This is a genomic window from Methylocystis sp. JR02 (assembly GCF_030063565.1).
In the GTDB taxonomy this organism is placed as follows: Bacteria; Pseudomonadota; Alphaproteobacteria; order Rhizobiales; family Beijerinckiaceae; genus Methylocystis; species Methylocystis iwaonis.
The window spans coordinates 1,194,260-1,214,370 of record NZ_JASIRC010000001.1 but is presented as its reverse complement, the minus strand read 5'-3'; the positions used below and the strand labels follow the sequence as shown (position 1 = coordinate 1,214,370).

At 63.4% G+C, this 20,111-nt stretch carries 25 protein-coding genes; 14 read left to right on the top strand and 11 right to left on the bottom strand.

All coding sequences use genetic code 11. The annotated features are described in order from the left end of the window. Nucleotides 1–3 precede the first annotated feature (3 nt). Nucleotides 4–267: a hypothetical protein gene (locus QNA11_RS05825; protein ID WP_210340578.1), complete on the bottom strand. Its 264-nt coding sequence runs from the start codon at nucleotides 265–267 to the stop codon at nucleotides 4–6. Between the two features lie 200 nt (nucleotides 268–467). Continuing rightward, a complete protein-coding gene (gene ruvX / locus QNA11_RS05820) occupies nucleotides 468–941 on the bottom strand; it encodes a Holliday junction resolvase RuvX (protein ID WP_202071563.1) in 474 nt (157 codons plus the stop codon). A gap of 126 nt (nucleotides 942–1,067) precedes the next feature. Between ruvX and gatC the strand changes: the two genes are divergently transcribed. From gatC to QNA11_RS05800, 4 genes are all read left to right on the top strand, one after another. Next, on the top strand, nucleotides 1,068–1,355 hold the full coding sequence (gatC, locus tag QNA11_RS05815; protein WP_202071564.1) for an Asp-tRNA(Asn)/Glu-tRNA(Gln) amidotransferase subunit GatC: 288 nt from the start codon (nucleotides 1,068–1,070) through the stop codon (nucleotides 1,353–1,355). 50 nt (nucleotides 1,356–1,405) lie between these two features. Continuing rightward, nucleotides 1,406–2,890, top strand: coding sequence for an Asp-tRNA(Asn)/Glu-tRNA(Gln) amidotransferase subunit GatA (gatA, locus tag QNA11_RS05810; RefSeq protein ID WP_283482288.1), 1,485 nt, complete (start codon nucleotides 1,406–1,408; stop codon nucleotides 2,888–2,890). After that, nucleotides 2,890–3,222: a chorismate mutase gene (locus tag QNA11_RS05805; protein ID WP_202071566.1), complete on the top strand. Its 333-nt coding sequence runs from the start codon at nucleotides 2,890–2,892 to the stop codon at nucleotides 3,220–3,222. The genes gatA and QNA11_RS05805 overlap by 1 nt, the downstream gene beginning before the upstream one ends. Nucleotides 3,223–3,558: 336 nt before the next feature. Further along, nucleotides 3,559–3,978 carry a type II toxin-antitoxin system VapC family toxin gene (locus QNA11_RS05800; RefSeq protein ID WP_283482287.1) on the top strand — a complete coding sequence of 140 codons (420 nt, stop codon included), beginning with the start codon at nucleotides 3,559–3,561 and terminating at the stop codon, nucleotides 3,976–3,978. Nucleotides 3,979–4,104: 126 nt separating this feature from the next. On the opposite strand, the gene QNA11_RS05795 is transcribed toward QNA11_RS05800, so the two are convergent. Then, nucleotides 4,105–4,410 carry a hypothetical protein gene (locus QNA11_RS05795; RefSeq protein WP_202071568.1) on the bottom strand — a complete coding sequence of 102 codons (306 nt, stop codon included), beginning with the start codon at nucleotides 4,408–4,410 and terminating at the stop codon, nucleotides 4,105–4,107. Nucleotides 4,411–4,464: 54 nt separating this feature from the next. Next, nucleotides 4,465–4,851 (bottom strand): hypothetical protein, encoded by a 387-nt coding sequence (locus QNA11_RS05790; protein ID WP_283482286.1) that lies wholly within the window; start codon nucleotides 4,849–4,851, stop codon nucleotides 4,465–4,467. Nucleotides 4,852–4,939: 88 nt separating this feature from the next. On the opposite strand from QNA11_RS05790, the gene gatB reads away from it, so the two are divergent. Together gatB and QNA11_RS05780 are read left to right on the top strand one after the other, a co-directional pair. Further along, complete coding sequence (gene gatB, locus QNA11_RS05785; RefSeq protein ID WP_283482285.1) at nucleotides 4,940–6,409, top strand: Asp-tRNA(Asn)/Glu-tRNA(Gln) amidotransferase subunit GatB; 1,470 nt, start codon at nucleotides 4,940–4,942, stop codon at nucleotides 6,407–6,409. 635 nt (nucleotides 6,410–7,044) lie between these two features. Beyond that, nucleotides 7,045–7,389, top strand: a complete 345-nt coding sequence (locus QNA11_RS05780) for a hypothetical protein (protein WP_202071569.1) — start codon at nucleotides 7,045–7,047, stop codon at nucleotides 7,387–7,389. Between the two features lie 135 nt (nucleotides 7,390–7,524). Here QNA11_RS05780 and QNA11_RS05775 read toward each other — a convergent pair whose 3' ends face one another. Then, on the bottom strand, nucleotides 7,525–7,995 hold the full coding sequence (locus tag QNA11_RS05775) for a hypothetical protein (protein ID WP_283482284.1): 471 nt from the start codon (nucleotides 7,993–7,995) through the stop codon (nucleotides 7,525–7,527). Nucleotides 7,996–8,099: 104 nt separating this feature from the next. Here QNA11_RS05775 and hemB point away from each other — a divergent pair, with 104 nt between their 5' ends. Beyond that, nucleotides 8,100–9,116, top strand: a complete 1,017-nt coding sequence (gene hemB, locus QNA11_RS05770; protein WP_283482283.1) for a porphobilinogen synthase — start codon at nucleotides 8,100–8,102, stop codon at nucleotides 9,114–9,116. Nucleotides 9,117–9,119: 3 nt separating this feature from the next. Here the strand turns inward: hemB and QNA11_RS05765 are convergent, their stop codons facing one another. Next, on the bottom strand, nucleotides 9,120–9,563 hold the full coding sequence (locus QNA11_RS05765) for a PA2169 family four-helix-bundle protein (RefSeq protein ID WP_202071572.1): 444 nt from the start codon (nucleotides 9,561–9,563) through the stop codon (nucleotides 9,120–9,122). Nucleotides 9,564–9,911: 348 nt separating this feature from the next. Here QNA11_RS05765 and QNA11_RS05760 point away from each other — a divergent pair, with 348 nt between their 5' ends. Further along, nucleotides 9,912–10,337, top strand: a complete 426-nt coding sequence (locus QNA11_RS05760; protein ID WP_202071573.1) for a DUF1036 domain-containing protein — start codon at nucleotides 9,912–9,914, stop codon at nucleotides 10,335–10,337. A gap of 48 nt (nucleotides 10,338–10,385) precedes the next feature. Beyond that, nucleotides 10,386–11,837 carry a pyruvate kinase gene (pyk, locus tag QNA11_RS05755; RefSeq protein ID WP_202071574.1) on the top strand — a complete coding sequence of 484 codons (1,452 nt, stop codon included), beginning with the start codon at nucleotides 10,386–10,388 and terminating at the stop codon, nucleotides 11,835–11,837. A gap of 243 nt (nucleotides 11,838–12,080) precedes the next feature. On the opposite strand, the gene QNA11_RS05750 is transcribed toward pyk, so the two are convergent. Both QNA11_RS05750 and QNA11_RS05745 read right to left on the bottom strand, forming a co-directional pair. Continuing rightward, a complete protein-coding gene (locus QNA11_RS05750; protein WP_283482282.1) occupies nucleotides 12,081–12,581 on the bottom strand; it encodes a GNAT family N-acetyltransferase in 501 nt (166 codons plus the stop codon). Then, nucleotides 12,578–13,369 (bottom strand): inositol monophosphatase family protein, encoded by a 792-nt coding sequence (locus QNA11_RS05745; protein WP_202071575.1) that lies wholly within the window; start codon nucleotides 13,367–13,369, stop codon nucleotides 12,578–12,580. The genes QNA11_RS05750 and QNA11_RS05745 overlap by 4 nt, the downstream gene beginning before the upstream one ends. A 166-nt stretch (nucleotides 13,370–13,535) precedes the next feature. Between QNA11_RS05745 and QNA11_RS05740 the strand changes: the two genes are divergently transcribed. Continuing rightward, complete coding sequence (locus QNA11_RS05740; RefSeq protein ID WP_202071576.1) at nucleotides 13,536–13,796, top strand: hypothetical protein; 261 nt, start codon at nucleotides 13,536–13,538, stop codon at nucleotides 13,794–13,796. A 332-nt stretch (nucleotides 13,797–14,128) separates the two neighbouring features. Beyond that, entirely contained in the window at nucleotides 14,129–14,665 is a 537-nt protein-coding gene (rcdA, locus tag QNA11_RS05735; protein WP_202071577.1) for a protease adaptor protein RcdA, read from the top strand. Nucleotides 14,666–14,969: 304 nt separating this feature from the next. On the opposite strand, the gene rpmE is transcribed toward rcdA, so the two are convergent. Together rpmE and QNA11_RS05725 are read right to left on the bottom strand one after the other, a co-directional pair. Further along, nucleotides 14,970–15,200 (bottom strand): 50S ribosomal protein L31, encoded by a 231-nt coding sequence (gene rpmE, locus QNA11_RS05730; protein ID WP_202071578.1) that lies wholly within the window; start codon nucleotides 15,198–15,200, stop codon nucleotides 14,970–14,972. A gap of 149 nt (nucleotides 15,201–15,349) precedes the next feature. After that, on the bottom strand, nucleotides 15,350–16,420 hold the full coding sequence (locus QNA11_RS05725) for a hypothetical protein (RefSeq protein WP_202071579.1): 1,071 nt from the start codon (nucleotides 16,418–16,420) through the stop codon (nucleotides 15,350–15,352). A gap of 190 nt (nucleotides 16,421–16,610) precedes the next feature. Here QNA11_RS05725 and QNA11_RS05720 point away from each other — a divergent pair, with 190 nt between their 5' ends. Then, nucleotides 16,611–17,657 (top strand): SGNH/GDSL hydrolase family protein, encoded by a 1,047-nt coding sequence (locus tag QNA11_RS05720; protein WP_283482281.1) that lies wholly within the window; start codon nucleotides 16,611–16,613, stop codon nucleotides 17,655–17,657. A 19-nt stretch (nucleotides 17,658–17,676) separates the two neighbouring features. On the opposite strand, the gene cpdR is transcribed toward QNA11_RS05720, so the two are convergent. Further along, nucleotides 17,677–18,051, bottom strand: a complete 375-nt coding sequence (cpdR, locus tag QNA11_RS05715; protein ID WP_281927429.1) for a cell cycle two-component system response regulator CpdR — start codon at nucleotides 18,049–18,051, stop codon at nucleotides 17,677–17,679. 168 nt (nucleotides 18,052–18,219) lie between these two features. Between cpdR and QNA11_RS05710 the strand changes: the two genes are divergently transcribed. Both QNA11_RS05710 and hisN read left to right on the top strand, forming a co-directional pair. Then, entirely contained in the window at nucleotides 18,220–19,179 is a 960-nt protein-coding gene (locus tag QNA11_RS05710; RefSeq protein WP_283482280.1) for an N-formylglutamate amidohydrolase, read from the top strand. Between the two features lie 27 nt (nucleotides 19,180–19,206). Next, entirely contained in the window at nucleotides 19,207–20,010 is an 804-nt protein-coding gene (hisN, locus tag QNA11_RS05705; protein WP_283482279.1) for a histidinol-phosphatase, read from the top strand. Nucleotides 20,011–20,111 lie beyond the last annotated feature (101 nt).

Here is a 20,111-nt window from a genome sequence, read left to right as displayed (position 1 = left end):
GAGCTACTCTTCTGGCTCGACCGCGCGCTCGCGCTCGCCAATCTCGCGCGAATGCGTCTCGGCTTCGACGCGGGCGAGGTTCAGGAAATAGGCGACCATCGGCATTTCGGATCGTCCGGCCAATTGCGAAAGCTCGGAGGCCATGTCGGCGATATAGCTCGCCAATGCGGCCGCGTCTTCCTCGGCGCGCCGCTCGGGCGTTTCGGCTTCGCCCGCCTTTTTCCCTGCATGGGATGCGGGCGGGATAGGCGCAGTAGAACGAGCCATTCAGTTTGCCTCCCGCCGACGCAGCGCCTCTGCGAAGGTAATTAAAACTCGACCTTGACGTGTCTTTTTCTTAAAGCGCAGCCTATGGATGTCAAGTTTCAGTTTTCGCGGAAGAGTTGCATACATACAATCGGGGTCGCGTCTTGAATAAACTCTAGCGCTCGACCTTTCGCCTGCAATAGCGCCGCGAGCGTAAACATTCAGTCGAGGCGCGACAGCCGGTCGAGCGCCCCTTGCAGAATATAGGCCGCCGCCATGCGATCGACGACCTCGGCTCTCTTGGCCCGGGAGGCGTCCTGGGCGATAAGCTCGCGGGTGACGGCGGCGGTGGAGAGGCGCTCGTCCCAGAAGGCAAAGGGCAGGGACGTCAGCTTACGCAGATTTCTCATGAAAGCGCGGGTCGCCTGGGCGCGCGGACCCTCCGTGCCGTCCATATTGAGGGGCAGGCCGAAGATCAGCGCCTGGACGTCGAAATCGGCGGCGCGTTTCAGGAGCGCGTCCGCGTCGGTCGAAAATTTCACCCGCCGGATGGTGTCGAGCGGCGAGGCGAGGCGGCGCTCGACGTCGGAGAGCGCAAGGCCGATGGTTTTGGTCCCGAGATCGAGGCCCATCAGCCGGCCTTTTGGGGGCAGGGCGCCTCCCAGCTCTTCGATCGTCGCGATCTTATTGCTCATGCTCTCCGCGCTACCATGCCGCCGGCTCAGGATAAACTCCCGCTCCTCTCTTTATCCACCCGCATTGCGCCCCTGCGCCCCAAGCGCTATAGCGCCGTAACAGGTTCATCCCGGCGGAGCTCTCAAATGTCTGTCGATTCCGCGGTGGTTCGCCGCATCGCCCATCTTTCGCGCATCGCCGTCGACGAGAACGAGGTCGAGCGCCTGCGCGGCGAGATCAACGCCATTCTCCATTTCGTCGAGACGCTGAGCGAAGTGGATGTCGAAGGCGTCGAGCCGATTGCGTCGGTTCTGCCGATGCAAATGAAAAAGCGCGTCGACGTGGTCACGGACGGCGGCATCGCGGACGACGTGCTCGTCAATGCGCCGGCCAAGGAAGATCACTACTTCGTCGTGCCCAAGGTGATCGAGTAAGATCGTCGCCCCGGCCGAAACGTCCCGCTCCTTATATATAAAGAGACTCGATGTCCGATCTCATCCATCTCACTCTCGCCGACGCGCGCGATGCGCTGAAGTCGAAGAAAATCTCGGCCGTCGAACTGACCAAGGCGCATCTTTCCGCCATGGAGAGCGCGCGGCTTCTCAACTGCTTCATCACCGAGACGCCCGATCTCGCGATGAAGCAGGCGCAGGCGAGCGACGCGCGGCTTGCCGGCGGCCAAGCAGGCCCGCTGGAGGGCGTGCCCCTCGGCATAAAAGATCTCTACTGCTCGAAGGGCGTGCGCACGACGGCGGCGAGCCGCATCCTCGACGATTTCACGCCGACTTATGAGTCGACGGTCTCGGCCAATCTGCTGCGCGACGGCGCCGTGACGCTGGGCAAGCTCAATCTCGACGAATTCGCCATGGGCTCGTCCAATGAGACGAGCGCTTTCGGTCCGGTGATATCGCCGTGGAAACGCAAGGGCGATCCCGACGCCAAGATCGTTCCCGGCGGTTCTTCGGGCGGCTCTTCCGCGGCTGTCGCGGCGCGTTTGTGCCTGGGCGCCACGGCGACCGACACGGGCGGCTCGATCCGCCAGCCGGCCGCGTTCACCGGCACCGTCGGCATCAAGCCGACCTATGGCCGTTGCTCGCGCTGGGGCATCGTCGCCTTCGCGTCGTCGCTCGATCAGGCGGGGCCGATCACGCGCACGGTTCGCGATGCGGCGATCATGCTGCGCTCCATGGCGGGGCACGATCCGAAAGACACGACGAGCGTCGACGCGCCTGTGCCGGATTACGAAGCTGCGATCGGCGCCTCGGTGAAGGGCCGCCGCATCGGCGTGCCGAAGGAATATCGCCTCGACGGCATCTCGGCCGAGATCGCCGCCTTTTGGGACCAGGGCGTCCAATGGCTGAAGGACGCGGGCGCCGAGATTGTCGAAATCTCGCTGCCGCACACGAAATATGCGCTCCCGACCTATTACATCATCGCGCCGGCGGAAGCCTCGTCGAACCTCGCGCGCTACGACGGCGTGCGCTACGGGCTGCGCGAGCAGGGCCGCGACATCATCGACATGTACGAGAAGACGCGCGCCAAGGGTTTCGGCGCCGAGGTGCGCAGGCGCATCATGATCGGCACCTATGTGCTGTCGGCGGGCTATTACGACGCTTATTATGTGCGCGCGCAGAAGGTGCGCAGCCTCATCAAGCGCGATTTCGACCAGGCTTTCGCGGCGGGAGTGGACGCCGTTCTGACGCCGGCGACGCCATCTACCGCCTTTGCGCAAGGCGAGCAGGGCTCGACCGACCCGGTCGAAATGTATCTCAACGACGTCTTCACGGTCACGGTGAACATGGCGGGACTGCCGGGCATCGCCGTGCCGGGCGGGCTCGCGGCCAACGGCCTGCCGCTTGGCCTGCAGCTCATCGGCCGCCCGTTCGACGAGGAGACGCTGTTCTCGCTCGCGCATGCGCTCGAGCAGGCGGCGCCGAAATTCGACTTCCCCGAACCGTGGTGGCGCTAATGAACAAGGCCGCCGCGGAGCCAAACATCGACGCGATGCGGGACGAAATGTCCGACGTGCGCCGCGTCATCGACGCGCTCGACGATGAGCTCGTCGCGCTGCTCGCCAAGCGCCAGCGCCAGATCGAGCGCGCCGCGAAAGTAAAGCCGGCGCTCGGCGTTCCGGCGCGCGTGCCGGACCGTGTGGACGAAGTGCTGGCGCGCGTGCTCGGCGCCGCACGGCGCGAGGGGCTCTCGGTCGAGGTCGCCATGAATCTATGGACGGCGATCATCGAGTGGTCGATTTCCTATGAGGAGCGGCTGATGGGGGATCGGGCGCCGAAGGGGGAGTGAGCCCCTGCGACTGACGCCCGGCGTTGCAGAGAGGTCGCCTGCTCGTTATCTTCATTTCGGATAACCGGAGGCGCGCTCCATGTCGGACATCCTTCTGCATGACGTCTCAGACGATCTGAGACGAAAGCTCGAAGAAAGAGCGCGCGCCCACAGGCGCACTCTCGCCGACGAGGCTGAACGGCTTTTGGAGAGCGCTCTGGCGGAGGCAGAATCTTCAGAAGCGGAGCCCCGGCAGCGGCTCGGCGCACTCTTGGCTGGGTTGTTTCCCGTCAAATATCGCGGCGACGATTTTGTGTCTCTCCGCGACCCAACGGAGCGGCCGCCACCGTTTGTCGAATGATCCTGCTCGACACCAATATTGTCTCGGAGTTCATCAGGCCCACGCCGAACGCGCGCGTCGAGGCGTGGCTGGACTCCCGCCCCCTTGAACATTTCTTCCTTTGCACCCCCGTTTTGGCCGAGCTGCGTTACGGCGCGGCTTTATTGGCGGCAGGAAGGAGAAAAAAGGCCTTCGAAGAAAGCTTCGATCGCCTCGAACAGGAGATATTCCGAGGTCGGATCCTCGTTTTTGATCTACCCTCGGCCCATAGATATGGCGTGTTTCGCGCTGATCGGCAAAGGCGCGGGCGCTCATTTGCAGTGGTCGATATTATGATAGCCGCAATCGCCTCCGCTCACACAATGACGCTCGCGACTCGCAATACCAGCGATTTCGACGGCCTCGACGTCGCTTTGGTCGATCCCTTCACCGCCTGATTGCGCGTCTCTAGCGCGCTTTCTCATCGCTCGAACGGAATCATGCGAGCGATGAGAAAGCTCGGCAGATTCAAAAAGCGGAGCGCATTCTTTTCCAAAAGTCTGTCAACTTTTGCGGAATGCGCTCTAGCCCTCCGTCGCAGGCGGCTCCTCCTTCCCTTGGCGCGGCGTCCGCTTGATCCGCACGAAGCCATTCTTGATCGACCATCTCAGGAGCCGCCGTGACAGCCTGTCCGCCGCGCGCCAATGCGGGGCCAAGATCGCCAGCCCCACCGGCGCCATCCAGAGGCCAAAGAATGGCAGCGGCGACAGCAATGTGCCGCCGATGATGAGGCCTGCGCCGACCGGCACGGCAATATGAGGCGGCGCGTCGCGAAAGCGGGCGATCAGGCCGTTTTTGCGGTTCGCAGGCTGCTCGTTGTCCTTCGCCATGCGCCAGTCTCCCATGTGCGCCTTCTCGCCCGTTCCGCTCGCGCGCGCCGTGGTCTATATGAAAGGCCAAAGGTCTAGTGAGGAAAATATGGCGACACAGGCGGCTCCTTCGAAGCTCATTAAAGGCGCGACCGGCGACTGGGAAGTGATCATCGGCATGTCCTTCCCTTGGCGCGGCGTCCGCTTGATCCGCACGAAGCCATTCTTGATCGACCATCTCAGGAGCCGCCGTGACAGCCTGTCCGCCGCGCGCCAATGCGGGGCCAAGATCGCCAGCCCCACCGGCGCCATCCAGAGGCCAAAGAATGGCAGCGGCGACAGCAATGTGCCGCCGATGATGAGGCCTGCGCCGACCGGCACGGCAATATGAGGCGGCGCGTCGCGAAAGCGGGCGATCAGGCCGTTTTTGCGGTTCGCAGGCTGCTCGTTGTCCTTCGCCATGCGCCAGTCTCCCATGTGCGCCTTCTCGCCCGTTCCGCTCGCGCGCGCCGTGGTCTATATGAAAGGCCAAAGGTCTAGTGAGGAAAATATGGCGACACAGGCGGCTCCTTCGAAGCTCATTAAAGGCGCGACCGGCGACTGGGAAGTGATCATCGGCATGGAAATCCATGCGCAGGTGACGAGCAATGCCAAGCTCTTCTCGGGCGCCTCTGCGGAATATGGCGGCGCGCCCAACGACCACGTCTCCCTGGTCGACGCGGCCATGCCGGGCATGCTGCCCGTCATCAACGAGGAATGCGTCAAGCAGGCGGTCCGCACCGGGCTCGGCCTCGAGGCGCAGATCAATCATCGCTCCGTCTTCGACCGCAAGAATTACTTCTATCCTGATCTCCCGCAGGGCTATCAGATCTCGCAGTTCAAGCATCCGATCGTCGGCGAGGGACAGGTCATTGTCGACGTGTCGCCGACCGAGCGCATCACCGTCGGCATCGAGCGCCTGCACCTCGAGCAGGACGCCGGCAAGTCGCTGCATGATCTCTCGCCCAGCGAAAGCCACGTCGATCTCAACCGCAGCGGCGTCGCCTTGATGGAGATCGTGTCGAAGCCGGACCTGCGTTCGGCCGAAGAAGCGCGCGCCTATGTGACCAAGCTGCGCGCGCTGCTGCGTTACATCGGCTCTTGCGACGGCAATATGGAGCAGGGGTCGCTGCGCGCCGACGTCAATGTGTCGGTGCGCCGTCCCGGCGATCCGCTCGGCACGCGCTGCGAGATCAAAAACGTCAACTCCATTCGCTTCATCGGTCAGGCGATCGAGGTCGAGGCGCGCCGCCAGATCGGCATTCTCGAAGATGGCGGCAAGATCGATCAGGAGACGCGTCTCTTCGATCCCGGCAAGGGCGAGACGCGCTCCATGCGCTCCAAGGAAGAAGCGCACGATTATCGCTATTTCCCCGACCCCGATTTGCTGCCGCTCGAATTCGACCAGGCTTTTGTCGATGCGCTGAAGGCGGAGCTGCCCGAGTTGCCGGACGCCAAGCGTGCGCGCTTCATCGAGCAGTATGGCTTGCCACCTTACGACGCCGGCGTGCTGGTGATGGAGAAGGCCAGCGCCGACTTCTTCGAGGAGACGGCGAAGGGTCGCGACGCCAAGCTCGCGGCCAATTGGGTCATCAACGAGCTCTTCGGCCGGCTCAACAAGGAAGGCCTCGACGTCACGCGTTCGCCCGTGTCGGCGCAGGCGCTCGGCGCCATCGTCGATTTGATTTCGAGCAATGTCATCTCGGGCAAGATCGCCAAGGACCTCTTCGAGATCGTCTGGACCGAAGGCGGCGATCCGAGCGAGATCGTCGAGACGCGCGGCATGAAGCAGGTGACCGACACGGGCGCCATCGAAGCCGCGATCGACGCCGTCATCGCCGCGAACCCCGATAAGGTCGAACAGGCGAAGGCGAAGCCAACCATGCTCGGTTGGTTCGTCGGACAGGTGATGAAACAGACCGGCGGCAAGGCGAATCCGCAAGCCGTGAACGATCTGCTGAAACAGAAATTGGGCATCTGAGCGACGCCCTTTTCGATCTGAATCGAATCACAATCGGCTTCGGCTTGCGCGATTTTTCATTTAGCGCACTGCCGAAGCCGATATTTTTTTGCTGTTGGGCGGCCTTCGCACAATTTTTTTTTTCGTTGTGTCGTTCAAGCGACAATGCATCTGAGAACGCGACTCAGCCGTTGGCGAACGCGCCGAGTTCTGCGCTCCAAATCATTCGCCGCAGATCGCGTGCGATCCGCTGCGTCGATGTATTTCAGGAGCCGCTCGAGCGTTGCGCGCTGCCTTGACAAAACGCATCTCGACGCAAGCGACTGCGAAGAAAAACAAATAATTGAAATACATTAGCGTCTCGCTTTGTCGTCTTGGTTCGCCGTTGGATCGCTTGTCGCCTGCGTGCTGTGAAGCGCGAAAACGCGCGCGAATTTCGAATGCGCCGACGTCGGCGAAAGCATTCAGATTGCGTTTCGATAAGACATCGGAAGCGCTCATCTTCATTGTCGATCATCCAATGCGGCGATGCGAAAGGCGTTGTAACGCTTACTTGTCCGGTGGCGCCACTTGAACCAGCAATTAACCACGTTACGCTAATTGCGCGTATTGTCGGTCGACCATAATTCCGGCAATTCGGATCAAGGGGACTTATTATGGCGAGAGCTACAACGAAGCGTAAGCCGGCCAAGAAGGCAGCGGCGAAGAAGGGTGCGCGCAAGGCCGCCACCAAGAAGGCGACAACCAAAAAACGCGCGACGAAGAAGACGGCCGCGAAGAAGGGCGCCCGCAAGACCGCCGTGAAGAAGACTGCTCGCAAGGCTGTCCGCAAGGTAGCGACGAAGAAGCGCGCCGCGACCAAGAAGGTGGCGACGAAAAAGCGCGCGACCAAGAAATCGACTGTCAAGAAGTCGACGGTCAAGAAGGCGGCCGCCAAGAAGCGCGCTCCCCGCAAGGTGAAGATCGCTCCGCCGGAAACGCCGACCGAAGGCGCCGCCTAAAGGCGTGTTCGTCATGCGCGATCGGAAGAGGGTCGCGCGTCACGAATGCGTTTTTTGCGCAAGATCGCAATCGCCCGGGCGCGCGTTTTATCGCGCGGCCCGGGCGAAGTTGTTTTTGCGGCCAGCTTTCGGCGCTCAGCGCGTCAGACATTCTGTCGCGAAATCGCGCCACAGCGGCTGAGCGGCGCGCGACGCGCGCTTGTGCTTTTCCCATTCCTCGGCGCAGATGCGCATGCGTTCGCGCGCGGCGCGCGGCAGCATGGGCGGCGGCGTCGACGTATCGACCGGCGGCAGCGGCGCCAATACGGCGCCCGCATCGGCGGGCGGCGCCGCCGGCGGTTGCTTCACGACGCCTTGGGGCGTCGTGGGCGTCGACGGTTTCGCTGTTCCCGGTTTCGTCGCCGGCGACTTCTGGATGGCAGTCGCAGGCGCCTTGGGCTTCGCCGCCTGACTCTTCGGCTGACGGGGCGCAGCAGGCTGCGTGGGCTGCGTCTGCTGCGCAAATGCCGGCGCGGCTGCAAGGAGGCTGGCGCCGAGAATGGCGCAACGAAAAATGGCGGCGGGACTGGTGGAGAGCGTTGGCCGGAGGCGTTTCACGGCGATCATTGCATGTTCCAATGCGCGCAAGGCTCATGCGCCATATCTGTCTATAGCGGAGTCGAATGGCGCCGTCCCGCGTGATAAGGCGTCCGCGACAAGAGGAGGCGTGAATGACGGACAGGGAGATTTCTTCGACGCGGCTGCCGCTGGTTCAGCGACCCCGGCGCAATCGCAAAAGCGATTGGTCGCGCCGCCTCGTGCGCGAGACCACGCTCGACGCCTCCGATCTCATCTGGCCGATTTTCGTGATCGAAGGCGAGGGCCGGCGAGAACCCGTTTCTTCCATGCCCGGCGTTTTTCGGCAGTCGATCGATCTTGCCGCGCAGGCCGTCGCAGAGGCCGCCGCGCTCGGCGTGCCGGCGGTGGCGCTTTTTCCCAACACCGATCCGAGGCTGCGCGACGAGACGGCGAGCGTCGCGCTCGATCCGAATAATCTTGTTTGCCGGGCCTGTCGCGCCATCAAGGAAACGGCGCCCGACATCGGCGTCATCACCGACGTCGCGCTCGATCCTTATACGAGTCACGGCCACGACGGGCTTCTCTCCGGCGACGAAATCCTCAACGACGAGACCGTCGCCGTGCTCGCGGCGCAAGCCGTGACGCAAGCGCGCGCCGGGGCGGACATCATCGCGCCTTCCGACATGATGGACGGGCGCGTCGGCGCCATCCGCTCGGCGCTCGACGCCGAAGGCTTTCAGAACGTGCAGATCATGAGCTACGCCGCGAAATATGCCTCGGCGTTCTACGGACCGTTCCGCGACGCGATCGGCACCAACAAGACGTTGCGCGGCGACAAGCGCGCCTATCAGATGGACCCGGCCAATACCGACGAAGCGTTGCGCGAGGTGGCGCTCGACCTGGAGCAGGGCGCCGATATGGTGATGGTAAAGCCAGGCATGCCTTATCTCGACATCGTGCATCGCATCGCGGAGACCTTTCACACGCCGACCTTCGCGTATCAGGTCTCCGGCGAATATGCGATGATCATGGCCGCCGGCCAAAACGGCTGGCTCGACGAGGAGCGCGCGATGATGGAGAGCCTGCTCGCTTTCAAGCGCGCGGGCGCGGCTGGCGTGCTCACCTATTTCGCGCCGCGCGCGGCAGAGCTTTTGCGGGACGCGAAATGAGGATCAGGCGGCGCGATCGCGCAGATCGCGCACGCGGTCGTGGTTTTCCCGCACGCCGCGATATTGCCGATCGATGATCGCGTGCACGCGCGGCGGAAGCGGCTTGGCGACGGCGATCTCATACGCAGATTTGGCGACGTCTTCGCCGCGCTCGACCTCTTCCAGTATGGCTTTGTCACTCCGCGCGGTGACGAAGGATTTGAGATTGGTCCAGAGTCGATGCAGCGCGCCCGTGATGGAGCTCGACTGCGCCGGCGTGCCACCGAGCTGCGCGATCTCCGACTCGAGCTCGCGCGCGCCGGTCGCGCAGCGTTGGGCCGCGCTCTGGAAGACGGTTTTGAGCTGAGGGTCGCGCGCTTGCTCGGCCGCGGTGAGAAAGCCTTTCTCCCCGTCGCGGCTGATCTCGACGAGATTGTTGAGCGTCTGAATGACTTCTTTGTTTTCCATCGCGCGCCTCCTGCCGTTGGGTCTCGCGTGCGACGGAAACAAGAGGCGAGAGGCTTTGTTCCGGCGATCAGCGCGCCGCGCGCCGAGAGCCCCGATCGTCTCGCGCCAATCTCTGCATTCGCGCGCGCCACTCCTCTGGCGAAGCCAATCAGCGTCTCGGGAGCCGCGCGCAGGCCAGGGCAGGGCGAGAACGGGGCGCCGTCGGGAAACCAGAGCGGTCCCGTCTGGTCGTCCGGGCGTTTCGACGCCGAACGGGGTTGCCAAAGCCTGCCGCGCGTGGTTTGCCTGTTCGCCAAAGACGGCGCTTGATAGCCGTCATGCGCCAACCTCTCCGGTTCAGCCCCGACGATGATGAGACGCCTGCTGCTCCCCGTTGTTGCAATGGGCCTGGCCCAGACGGCGCCGGCGCGCGCCGATTTTCGCCTGTGCAACAACACGAATGTCAGGGTGAGCGTCGCAATTGCCTATACGGACGGGAAAAACTGGCTTTCGGAAGGCTGGTGGAACCTGAGGCCCACCATCTGCGAGACGCTGCTGCGCGGGCCACTCGCCGCGCAATTTTACTATGTCTATGCGATGGACGAGCGCGGCGGCGAGTGGAAGGGCAAGGCCTTCATGTGCACCCGCGACCGCGAATTCCGAATCGACGGACGCGAGGATTGCTTCGCACGAGGTTTCGAGCGGACGGGTTTCTTCGAGATCGACACCGGACGAGACGCCAAAAGCTGGACGGTGCAGCTCACCGATCCAAACGCCGCGCCGTCCGCCCAATGACATAGAGCCGCGCTATAGCGGACACGACAAAAGGATTCAGGAACGAAAATGAGAAGGCTCAGGCGGACCAAGATCATCGCGACGCTCGGACCGGCGACGGTCGACAAGGCGGTCATCGCCGGTCTCGTGCGCGCGGGCGCCGACGTATTCCGCATCAATATGAGCCACACCGACCATGCGGCTCTCGCCAATTACGTCCGCGTCATCCGCGAGATCGAGGCGGAGATGTCGCAGGCGATCGGCATTCTGGTCGATCTCCAGGGCCCGAAGCTGCGCATCGGCGCCTTCGAGGAGGGCTCCGTCCATCTGCGCAAGGGCGACGTCTTCATCCTCGACTCCGACCCCACCCCCGGCGACGTCACGCGCGTGCGGCTGCCGCATCCTGAAATCCTCGCGGCGCTCAAAGTGGGCGACACCGTGCTGATCGACGACGGCCGCGTGCGGATGCATGTGGTCGAGGCTGCGCCGGACCGCGCCCACGCCGTTGTCGACGTCGCCGGCCGGCTCTCCAACCGCAAGGGCGTGAGCCTGCCCGATACCGAAATCCCGATCACCTCGATGACCACCAAGGACCGCGCCGATCTTGACGCGGCGCTGGAGCAGGGCATCGATTGGGTCGCCATCTCCTTCGTCCAGCGGGCCGAGGACGTGGTCGAGGTGAAGCGGATCACCAAGGGACGCGCCCTGGTGATGGCCAAGATCGAGAAGCCGCAGGCCATTCACCGTCTCGACGAGGTGATCGAGGTCTCCGACGCGCTGATGGTGGCGCGCGGCGATCTTGGCGTCGAAGTGCCGCTCGAACGCGTGCCCGGCCTGCAAAAGCGCATCAATCGATCGGCGCGCCGGCTCGGCAAGCCGGTCGTCATCGCGACTCAGATGCTGGAGTCGATGATCCTTTCGCCGCTGCCGACCCGCGCCGAGGTCTCGGACGTGGCGACGGCCGTCTTCGAGGGCGCCGACGCCGTGATGCTTTCGGCGGAGAGCGCCGCCGGCCAATATCCGCAGGACGCCGTCGCAACCATGAGCCGCATCGCGGAAGAGGTCGAGACGGATGCGGTGTTCCGCTCGATCATCAACGCTCAGCGCGGCGAGCTGGCCAATCCGACCTATGCCGACGCCATTGCCGTGGCGGCGCGCGACGTCGCGCAGACGCTGCACTCGAAGGCGATATGCGCCTGGACGTCGTCGGGCACGACAGCCCTGCGCATCGCCCGCGAACGCCCGCAGTCGCCGATCCTGGCCTTGACGCCGAAGCGCGACACCGCGCGGCGGCTGGCGCTGGTCTGGGGCGTTCACGCGCTCGAGACGCGCGACGCCACGGACATCGAGGATATGGTGAAGCGCGCCTGCGAATATTCCAAGGGCGAGGGTTTCGGCGAGGACGGCGACCGCGTCATCATCGTCGCCGGCATGCCTTTCGGCTCTCCTGGCGCGACGAACATGATCCGCATCGCGCATCTGGGCGAAGAGGCGGCGATCCCCGACGAGGACGCTCCCTGATCGGATGCTACGGCATCATATAACTTCATGTCGCCGCGCTCGTCATGGCCGGGCTTGTCCCGGCCATCCACGCCGCGCAATGACAGCAAATGCTGGGCTTACGTCGAGCGCTGCGAAGCCCCGCCTGATTTATCAATAGCGAGCTGCGCCCGTCGGCGTGGGTGGCCGGGACAAGCCCGGCCATGACGGCCCCAGAGATGTGTGACTCGCTTAGGATCGGATGAAAGGGCCGTGGTCGCGGGCCTATTCCGCGGCCCGCCACTCCATCATGATCGTTTTGCGGCCCGAGAGCGTGTTGGCGCCACGGCCGATCTCGGCGAAGCCGCGGCGCTCGTAGAAACGGATCGCGCGCATATTGTCCGCATTGACGTCGAGACGTATGACGCCCTGCGACAGCGCGCGGGCGGCCGCCATCAGCGCGTCCGCATAGCCGTCGCCCTGATAGGCGGGACCAACGCAAATCTGGTCGAGCCAGCCGGTTTCGGGGTCGATCACGACAAATCCCGCAAGCCGCTCCCCGCTCCCGTCGAAAATGCAGAGGGTGGCGGCGCCCTTCGCCTCCAGCGCTGCGATTTGCTGCGTCAGCCAATCCCGGCGGGCGTCGAAATCGATCTCCGGATAGGCCGCCCGCCAGGAGGCGACCCAAAGATCGAGCATCTCAGCCAGATCGGCGTCCTCGCGACGGCGCAGGCGCGTCGCGGGCGGCGCGCAGGCCGCCGCGTCCGGGCCCGGGCTGGCGCTCAAGCCTTCCTCATCACGTCGAGAAGCTGGCGGTGGATCGCCTCGTTGCCGACGCAGATTTCTCCCTTGGTCAGCATGTCGGACCCGCCCGAGAGGTCGCTCACGAAGCCGCCAGCCTCGCGCACGAGCACAATGCCCGCCGCGACATCCCAGGAATTGATGCCGCGCTCCCAATAGCCGTCGAAACGGCCGCAGGCGACATTGGCGAGATCCATGGCGGCGGCGCCCATGCGGCGGATATTGCCGATCTTGGCCATGCCGGCCGCAAGCTCCTTCTTGAAGGATTCATGGTCGCGCGCACGGGCGAGGGGCGGGATTCCGCAGGCGACCATCGACTCCGCCAAAGACCGGCGCGCGGCGACGCGCATGCGCCGATTGTTGAAATAGGCGCCCTGGCCCTTTTCGGCGACAAACATCTCGTCCGTCGCGGGATTATAGACCAGCCCGGCGACGAGCTGCCCGTCGCGCTCCAGCGCCACCGAGACGGCGAAGACGGGGACGCCGTGCAGGAAGTTCGACGTGCCGTCGAGCGGATCGATGTGCCAGGTGTGGCTCTTGTCCGAGCCTTCGACCGTCCCGCCTTCCTCCATGATGAAGCCATAGCCGGGGCGGGCCTTGGACAGCTCCTCGAAAAGGGTCTTCTCCGCCCGCTTGTCAGCGGCGGAAACGAAGTCCCCCGGTCCCTTCACCGACACCTGGAGATTTTCGACTTCGCCGAAATCTCGCTTCAGGCCGCGGCCGGCCTTGATGGCGGCGGCGGTCATCACATTCATCAAAGCGGAGCGAATCATCGGAAGAAGCCTCGGGGCGCGCAGGGGGGAGCCACGACATGCCTTTCGCTGGTCCATACGTCAAGCATTTGCGAGGGATTAGCATGGGGGCTGGCAGGGTCTTAACCGTGTGTTAAGCATTTTGGTCAAATTCTTTACATAATCGCGTTTGAACGGAGCATCGCCGATGGCGAACATGGACGTCGATTTCGGAATGGCGCGTCACGATCGGCCTCAGGCCATGATTGCGCTCTATCGTTCCGCGCTCCGTAGCCAGCCCCCGGCTTTTCGCCAGCCGAAAGCGACGCCGAAATATACGCGTATCGACGCCGGCCAATTTCTCCGAACGGTCGTTCTTCTCGCCCTCTGCTTTGGCGCTTTGCAGCTCCCGCGCGCCGAAAAGGCGCAGCACGAAAAGCTCGACGCCACCGCGTTTTTCATGCGCTAGCGCGTTCTCCGTTCGCAATCATGCGAGCGATGAGGACGTGCGCGGATTTATAAAAGCTGGAGCGCATTCTCTCCCAAAAGTCTATCAATTGTTGTGGAGAGAATGGGCGTTACTCATTGCAAGTGATTGATTTATCGAAGGCCCTCTCGCGTCGAACGAGCTTTGCCTATGGTGAATCCGGCGTAGCGCCGGGGCGCTTTTTATCGCCGTGGAATAGGTGTCACTGTTAAGGTTAAAAAACGCTTAAGCAAGCGCGTCTCTGTCAATTGAGCTAAGGTCCCATATATCGAATTTCGCCGGGGCTCGAAGACCGGCATGGGCGTGAGCGTATCATGGGTCGTGTAAGTGACAGCCGGGGTGAGCAGAATCAGCCCGTATCCTTCGTCGAAAAGCTCGCGGGCTCCGAAGCTTTCGGCATGATGTTCAGAGAAGGCATGGGTCTCGTGGAAGAGGCGGCGGCCTATCTCGACGGCGCGGGCCGCGACGAAGCGAAAGAGCTGCCGCGCACAGAAGCGCTGGCCTATGCCGCCGAAAGCATGCGGCTGACGACCCGTTTGATGCAGATCGCCTCCTGGCTCCTCTTGCAGCGCGCGGTGAACCAAGGCGAACTCACCCGCAGCCAGGCGGCAAGCGACCGGCATCGCGTCAAGCTGCACCAGCAGGAGCTGGCGTCGGCGCCGGATGTCTTCCAGCGCCTCCCGCAGCGTCTGCGCGACCTCGCGCTGCATTCGCTGCGCCTGCAGGCCCGGATCATCCACCTCGATCAGTTGATTTACGCCGGCCCCGAGGCTGCGCCCGCCAATGCGACGCCCGCGCCGAGCCCGGTCCAGGAGCAACTGGCCAAGCTGCGCGACGCTTTCGCCCAATAGAGAAGCCGGCTTCCTCTCGGCCGCCAGGTCGACGTGGGGTCGACGCCCCTCGCGCTTCGAGACGGCTGCTGCGCAGCCTCCTCAGCATGAGGGGCTTCTGCATCTAGGCCAAACACTTAGGCCTCATCCTGAGGCGCGAGCGAAGCTCGCGTCTCGAAGGACGAGGCCGACTCGGTAGGTTTGTCGAAATTCCGGCGGCGGGACGGAAGTCCCGCCGTTTCCTATTTCTGGTGCTGAAACGAGAAACGCCGGAGCGGCAGGGCGCTCCGGCGTTTGATCTGTCTAAAGAGACGCAGGCAGAAGCTTACTTCTTGCCGAAGCTCAGGCCGCCGAAGCGCGAGTTGAAGCGGGAGAGACGGCCGCCGCGGTCGAGGAGCTGGGCCGAGCCGCCGGTCCAGGCCGGATGGGTCTTGGGATCGATGTCGAGGTTCATCGTGTCCCCTTCCTTGCCCCAGGTCGAGCGCGTCAGATATTCGCTGCCGTCGGTCATCACCACCTTGATGGTGTGATAGTCGGGGTGGATTTCGTTTTTCATCGAACGCGTCCTTCCTGCGATTTGAAACGGTCACGACCCCGAGACGCCTGTCGGCGCGGGGCGGCCGGTCGAAGCTGACGATTTGGTGCGCTCATAGCGCAATGCTTGGTCGTCGGCAAGGTTTCCGGGCAAAAAAGCGGCGGCTCAACCTAGCTCCCGCCTTGCATGAGCATGTCGGGGTCGCTCAGGCTCTCGCCAATCGCTTCGTCGACATATTTAAAGAGGGCGAGATCGTCGGCGAGAAGGTCGTTCACGATGCCGATCTTTGCGAGAGATTCGGCCAAAGTCTTCACGCTCTGGAAAAAGACGGGCTCTTCGTCCCCGAAAATGTTCGCCCCGGCGGCGGCTGTCACGAGATCCTTGAAAAGCGGGAAGCGCTCGCGCGTGCCGACGACGTCGAAGTCCGCCAGGGCGTCGAGCGCTCGGGAAACATTGGCGTTCTTGGGCATTTCATCGACGTCGCAGCCAAAGACTTTGGTCATCGGGCTCATGAGCTCGCGGCGTTGTTGCTCGGTCGTGCCACGAAACGCGCTGGTCAGGGCCTTCTGATCGTTGAAGGGCAGGTTGGCGGCGAATTCGAGGAGGGACTTCACGCCGGTCGTATAGCCCGCGAAGGAGGAGTCGGCGCTTCCCTCCTTGACGAGGAAGTTCAGGAAATAAAGCCGCTCCGCCAGCTCCTCATGCGGCTCGCGCAAAAGGGCCATCCGCAGATAGCCCTTTTCTTTCAGAAGGTCGTTGTAGCGCAGCAGCAGGGATCGACCCGAGATGAAAATGGACTTGCAGAAAGGGTTGGCGATGAGCGCGATGGTCGTTTCGAGACCGTTGCGCTCGGAGTTGAAGTAGCTGAGGCTGAATCGATTGTTGATTTCCTGCAGGATGCGGCGCTGGGGAATAAGCGTGCAGTCGAACAGGAATATTTTGCGCTCGACGTGGTCCGGCTGAAATCGCCGGTAGATCGGCAGATGGTTGTCGCCTTCGATGATCTCGACCTCGGGCAGATGCGCGAGGTCGGGCACGATATCCGGGCCGATGGAGAAGCCGCATTGACCCGTCGAATGGAGGCCGAAGTCGCGAATGTCGGCTCTGAGCAGATTTGCCGAGATCTCGATGTCGTCGCGTCCGGGGATCGAAATAATGAATTTCGGTATCTCCGACGGATTATCCGGCGCGAGCCAACCTACGATCTGATCACCGGTGTCGGCGTCAATAATAAAATGCATATTTGGGGCGTTCTGGCTGGCTATCAGGAAGCGTTGTCGGCGGCATCCGGGAGAAGATCGCGACGATTCCCGGCCAATCCCTGGTTTCGATGTCCTCTATCCGAGAAGCCCTTCTGACTCAAGTCTGGCGGGCCTCGACGCTTCACCATAAAGAGTGCGTCGGACATGGCCAGCGCACGGAGGCTAGACCTTGCGAATCATGATTCTCGGCGGCTCCAATTCCAGTCCGAAGCACGGCTGGGCGGCGGAGCTGGCGAAGATTGCGCCCGAGCATGTTTTCGACAACAAGTTCCTCGGGGCGGTCGGCTCGCTTTTCGGGCTCCTGCGCCTGCTCAAAATGGCGCGGGACGGCGATCCGAGGCCTGACGCGATCATTTTCGAATATACGCTGAACGACACTGTTTGGCTGGCGGGCGAGAGCCTCGATCCCCGGATCATCGCCGATACGCTCACCGACGTCCTGACCTTCTGCGCGCGCGAACGGATCGCGGTTTTGTTCCTTTGCCTTTGTCTGCGGCCGCACGAAGGGCAGGGCGAGGCCGAAGGATCGTTGTTCCTCGATAATATCTACAGGACTGCGGCGGAAAAGCGGGGCGCAGCCTGCCTCTTTCTCTCCGACATACTCGGCCATATCGATGCGAGTCAGTTTGTCGACCACAAGCATCTCGACGCCGCTTCTTTCGGCCGCGTTGCGCAAGCGGTCGCCGAGCGTCTGCGTGAGCCGATCCCGACGCCGCGGGGAGCGGCGCTCAACATGCGCTTTTGCTACGCCGATGCGACGCAGGCGTCGATTTCGGGGCCGGTCTCCCGCCTGCAACGCAGCGCAACCGTGTTCGAGGGGGCATTCGTTGAGATCGCCCGGGGCGGCGGATGCCAATGGAATATTCGCGGCCGCCTCGTCGCCGCTCTTCTGCGCTCGACCGAACAAAGCGGCTGCTATGCGATTAGGGCGGGAGATCGAATGATCCGCAAAAACGCCCAATCGCTCGCGCGCGAGGCTGTGGAGAATCTGATTATTCTCCATTACGTCGCGCAAGCGCTTCCAGCGGGCGAAAGCGTCGTGTTCGACATGCCGGAATCGGAAGCGGCGTTGATGGGGCTTCCCGGCGATCTCACCTTGATGGAGGGGCCCGCGCATGTTCCTTTCGAGGAGCAGACGCTGGAGATCGCCGGAATCATGGTCTACCGGCCGCCATCTTTGTCGCGCCGGGTCTATGAAGCTCTTTTCGCGAGATGACGGCCGAGGAGTCCGCGCGTCAGGCGGCGAGCATCCGCTGAACCTCGGTCACGAGGTCGCGCAGATGGAAGGGCTTGGAGAGAATCTTCGCCTGCCGGGGGGCTTGATTGTCGGGGTTCAGCGCGACGGCGGCGAAGCCGGTGATGAACATGACCTTTATGTCGGGGTCGAGTTCCGTCGCGCGGCGGGCGAGCTCGATCCCGTCCATTTCCGGCATGACGATGTCGGTCAGCAGCAGCTCGAAAGGCTCGACCCGGAGCTGGTCATAGGCGGAGAGCCCATTATCGAAGGAGGTCACCGAAAAACCCGCCTGCTGTAGCGCCTTCACCAGGAAGCGACGCATGTCGTTGTCGTCTTCGGCGAGCAGGATCTTCGCCGTCGGGCTCTCGTTCATCTCAGTCCTCTCGAGGGGGTTTTTTCCATATGAACCCCAGCCTGTAAATATCGGGTGAAAACCCGGCCGCGTGAGGGTAACTTAGAAGGCTGGACGATAGAACCTTTCAAAGCTTGCGGCGCGCCATGGCGGCGCGCCAGGCGGGTCGGAGCGGGCCGGGACGATTCGATGGATGGCCGAAACTTAGCACAAGGGGACGAGGGCGCGCGCGAAGAGTCGCCTCTCGACCCCGAGCTGTCGCCGCCTTTCCAGGTGATCGAGCCGGACGAACTCCTGTCGCCGCTCGTTTTCTCCTCTCCCCATTCCGGGCGGGTCTATCCTCAGCGCTTCCTCGACGCCGCAAGACTCGACGCCCTCTCCTTGCGCCGTTCTGAAGACGCCTATGTCGACGAATTATTCCAGTCGGCGCGGTCGGTCGGGGCTCCGATGCTGCGCGCGCTGTTTCCGCGCGCCTATCTCGATCTCAACCGCGAGCCCTATGAACTCGACCCGAAGCTGTTCGAGGGGCCTTTGCCGCAATTCGCCAACACGCGCTCGCTCAGGGTCGCGGCGGGACTCGGCACCGTTCCGCGGGTGGCGGCCGACGCCCGGGAAATCTACGCTGGCCGCATATCGCTCGACGAAGGCCTGCGGCGGATCGAGGCGCTCTATAAACCCTATCACGCGGAGCTGCGCGCGCTGGTGGAGCGCGCCGCCCGCCGCTTCGGCGTCGCCATCGTCGTCGATTGCCACTCCATGCCATCCTCCGGCGCGCGCGGCGCGTCGCCGCTCGCCGGCGCGGAAAAGAAGCGGGTCGATTTCGTCATCGGCGATCGTTATGGCGCGAGCGTTGCGCCGAGCGTCGTCGACGGCGTCGAGGCGCGGCTTTGCGCGCGGGGCTACAATGTCCAACGCAACCGCCCCTATGCCGGCGGTTTCATCACCGAGCATTTCGGCCGCCCGCGCGCCGGCTGGCACGCGCTGCAGATCGAAGTCTCGCGCGGGCTTTACATGAATGAAGCGACCCTGGAAAAGAACGACCGCTTTGCGGCGGTCGCCGCCGATCTTGCAGAGGTCGTCGCCGGGCTTGCTCAAGATGTCGAACTCGGCGAATCCTTTGGCGGCCCGCGCAGGATGGCCGCAGAATAAACGCGGCCCTTCATCGCTGGAGCATCTATGACAGTCGTCGATTTCGAAAAATTCGTAGAGGAGCTCGCCGATGTTTCCGGCGAGGCCGTCATGCCGTTCTTTCGCACGGCGATAGCCGCGGACGATAAGGCGCATGGCGGGGCGTTCGATCCGGTGACGGAGGCGGATCGCGCCGCCGAGATCGCGATGCGGCGGCTGATCGAGCGGACCTTTCCGAGCCACGGAATCATCGGCGAAGAATTCGGCTCGAGGAATCAGGACGCCGAATATGTCTGGGTGCTCGATCCGATCGACGGAACGAAGAGCTTCATCTCCGGCTTTCCGACATGGGGCACGCTCATCGGCCTCTCGCATCGCGGGCGCCCCTGCTATGGCCTGATGCATCAGCCCTTCACGCGCGAGCGTTTCCATGGCGACGGCGAGGCCGCCTTCTGGCGGGGGCCGTCCCGCCATGGCAAGGCTGCGGAGGAGCGGCGCAAGCTTGTCGTGCGCCCGTGCCCCACGCTCGCCCAGGCGACGTTGATGACAACCTCGCCGCTGCTCATCGAGCCGGCGCTGCGCGATAAATTCCACCGCGTGGAATCGCAAGTGCGCCTCTCGCGCTATGGCGGCGATTGCTACGCCTATTGCGCGCTCGCCGCCGGCCATGTCGACCTCGTGATCGAAGCGGGCCTCAATTCTTATGACATTGTCGCGCTGATCCCTATCGTCGAAGGGGCGGGGGGCGTCGTCACGACATGGGACGGCGGCGATCCGGCCAAAGGCGGCGCGATTGTGGCCGCGGGAGACAAGGCGCTGCACGAGGCGGCGATGAGGTTGCTTGGTCAGTAGGCGCGCGCTTTGGAGGCGCCTCACATCGTAAGCGTTGTCGACGCGGCGCGGGACATCACAAAAATCAAACGAGTTCCGCTCGATTGGTTCGGCGCCATCCC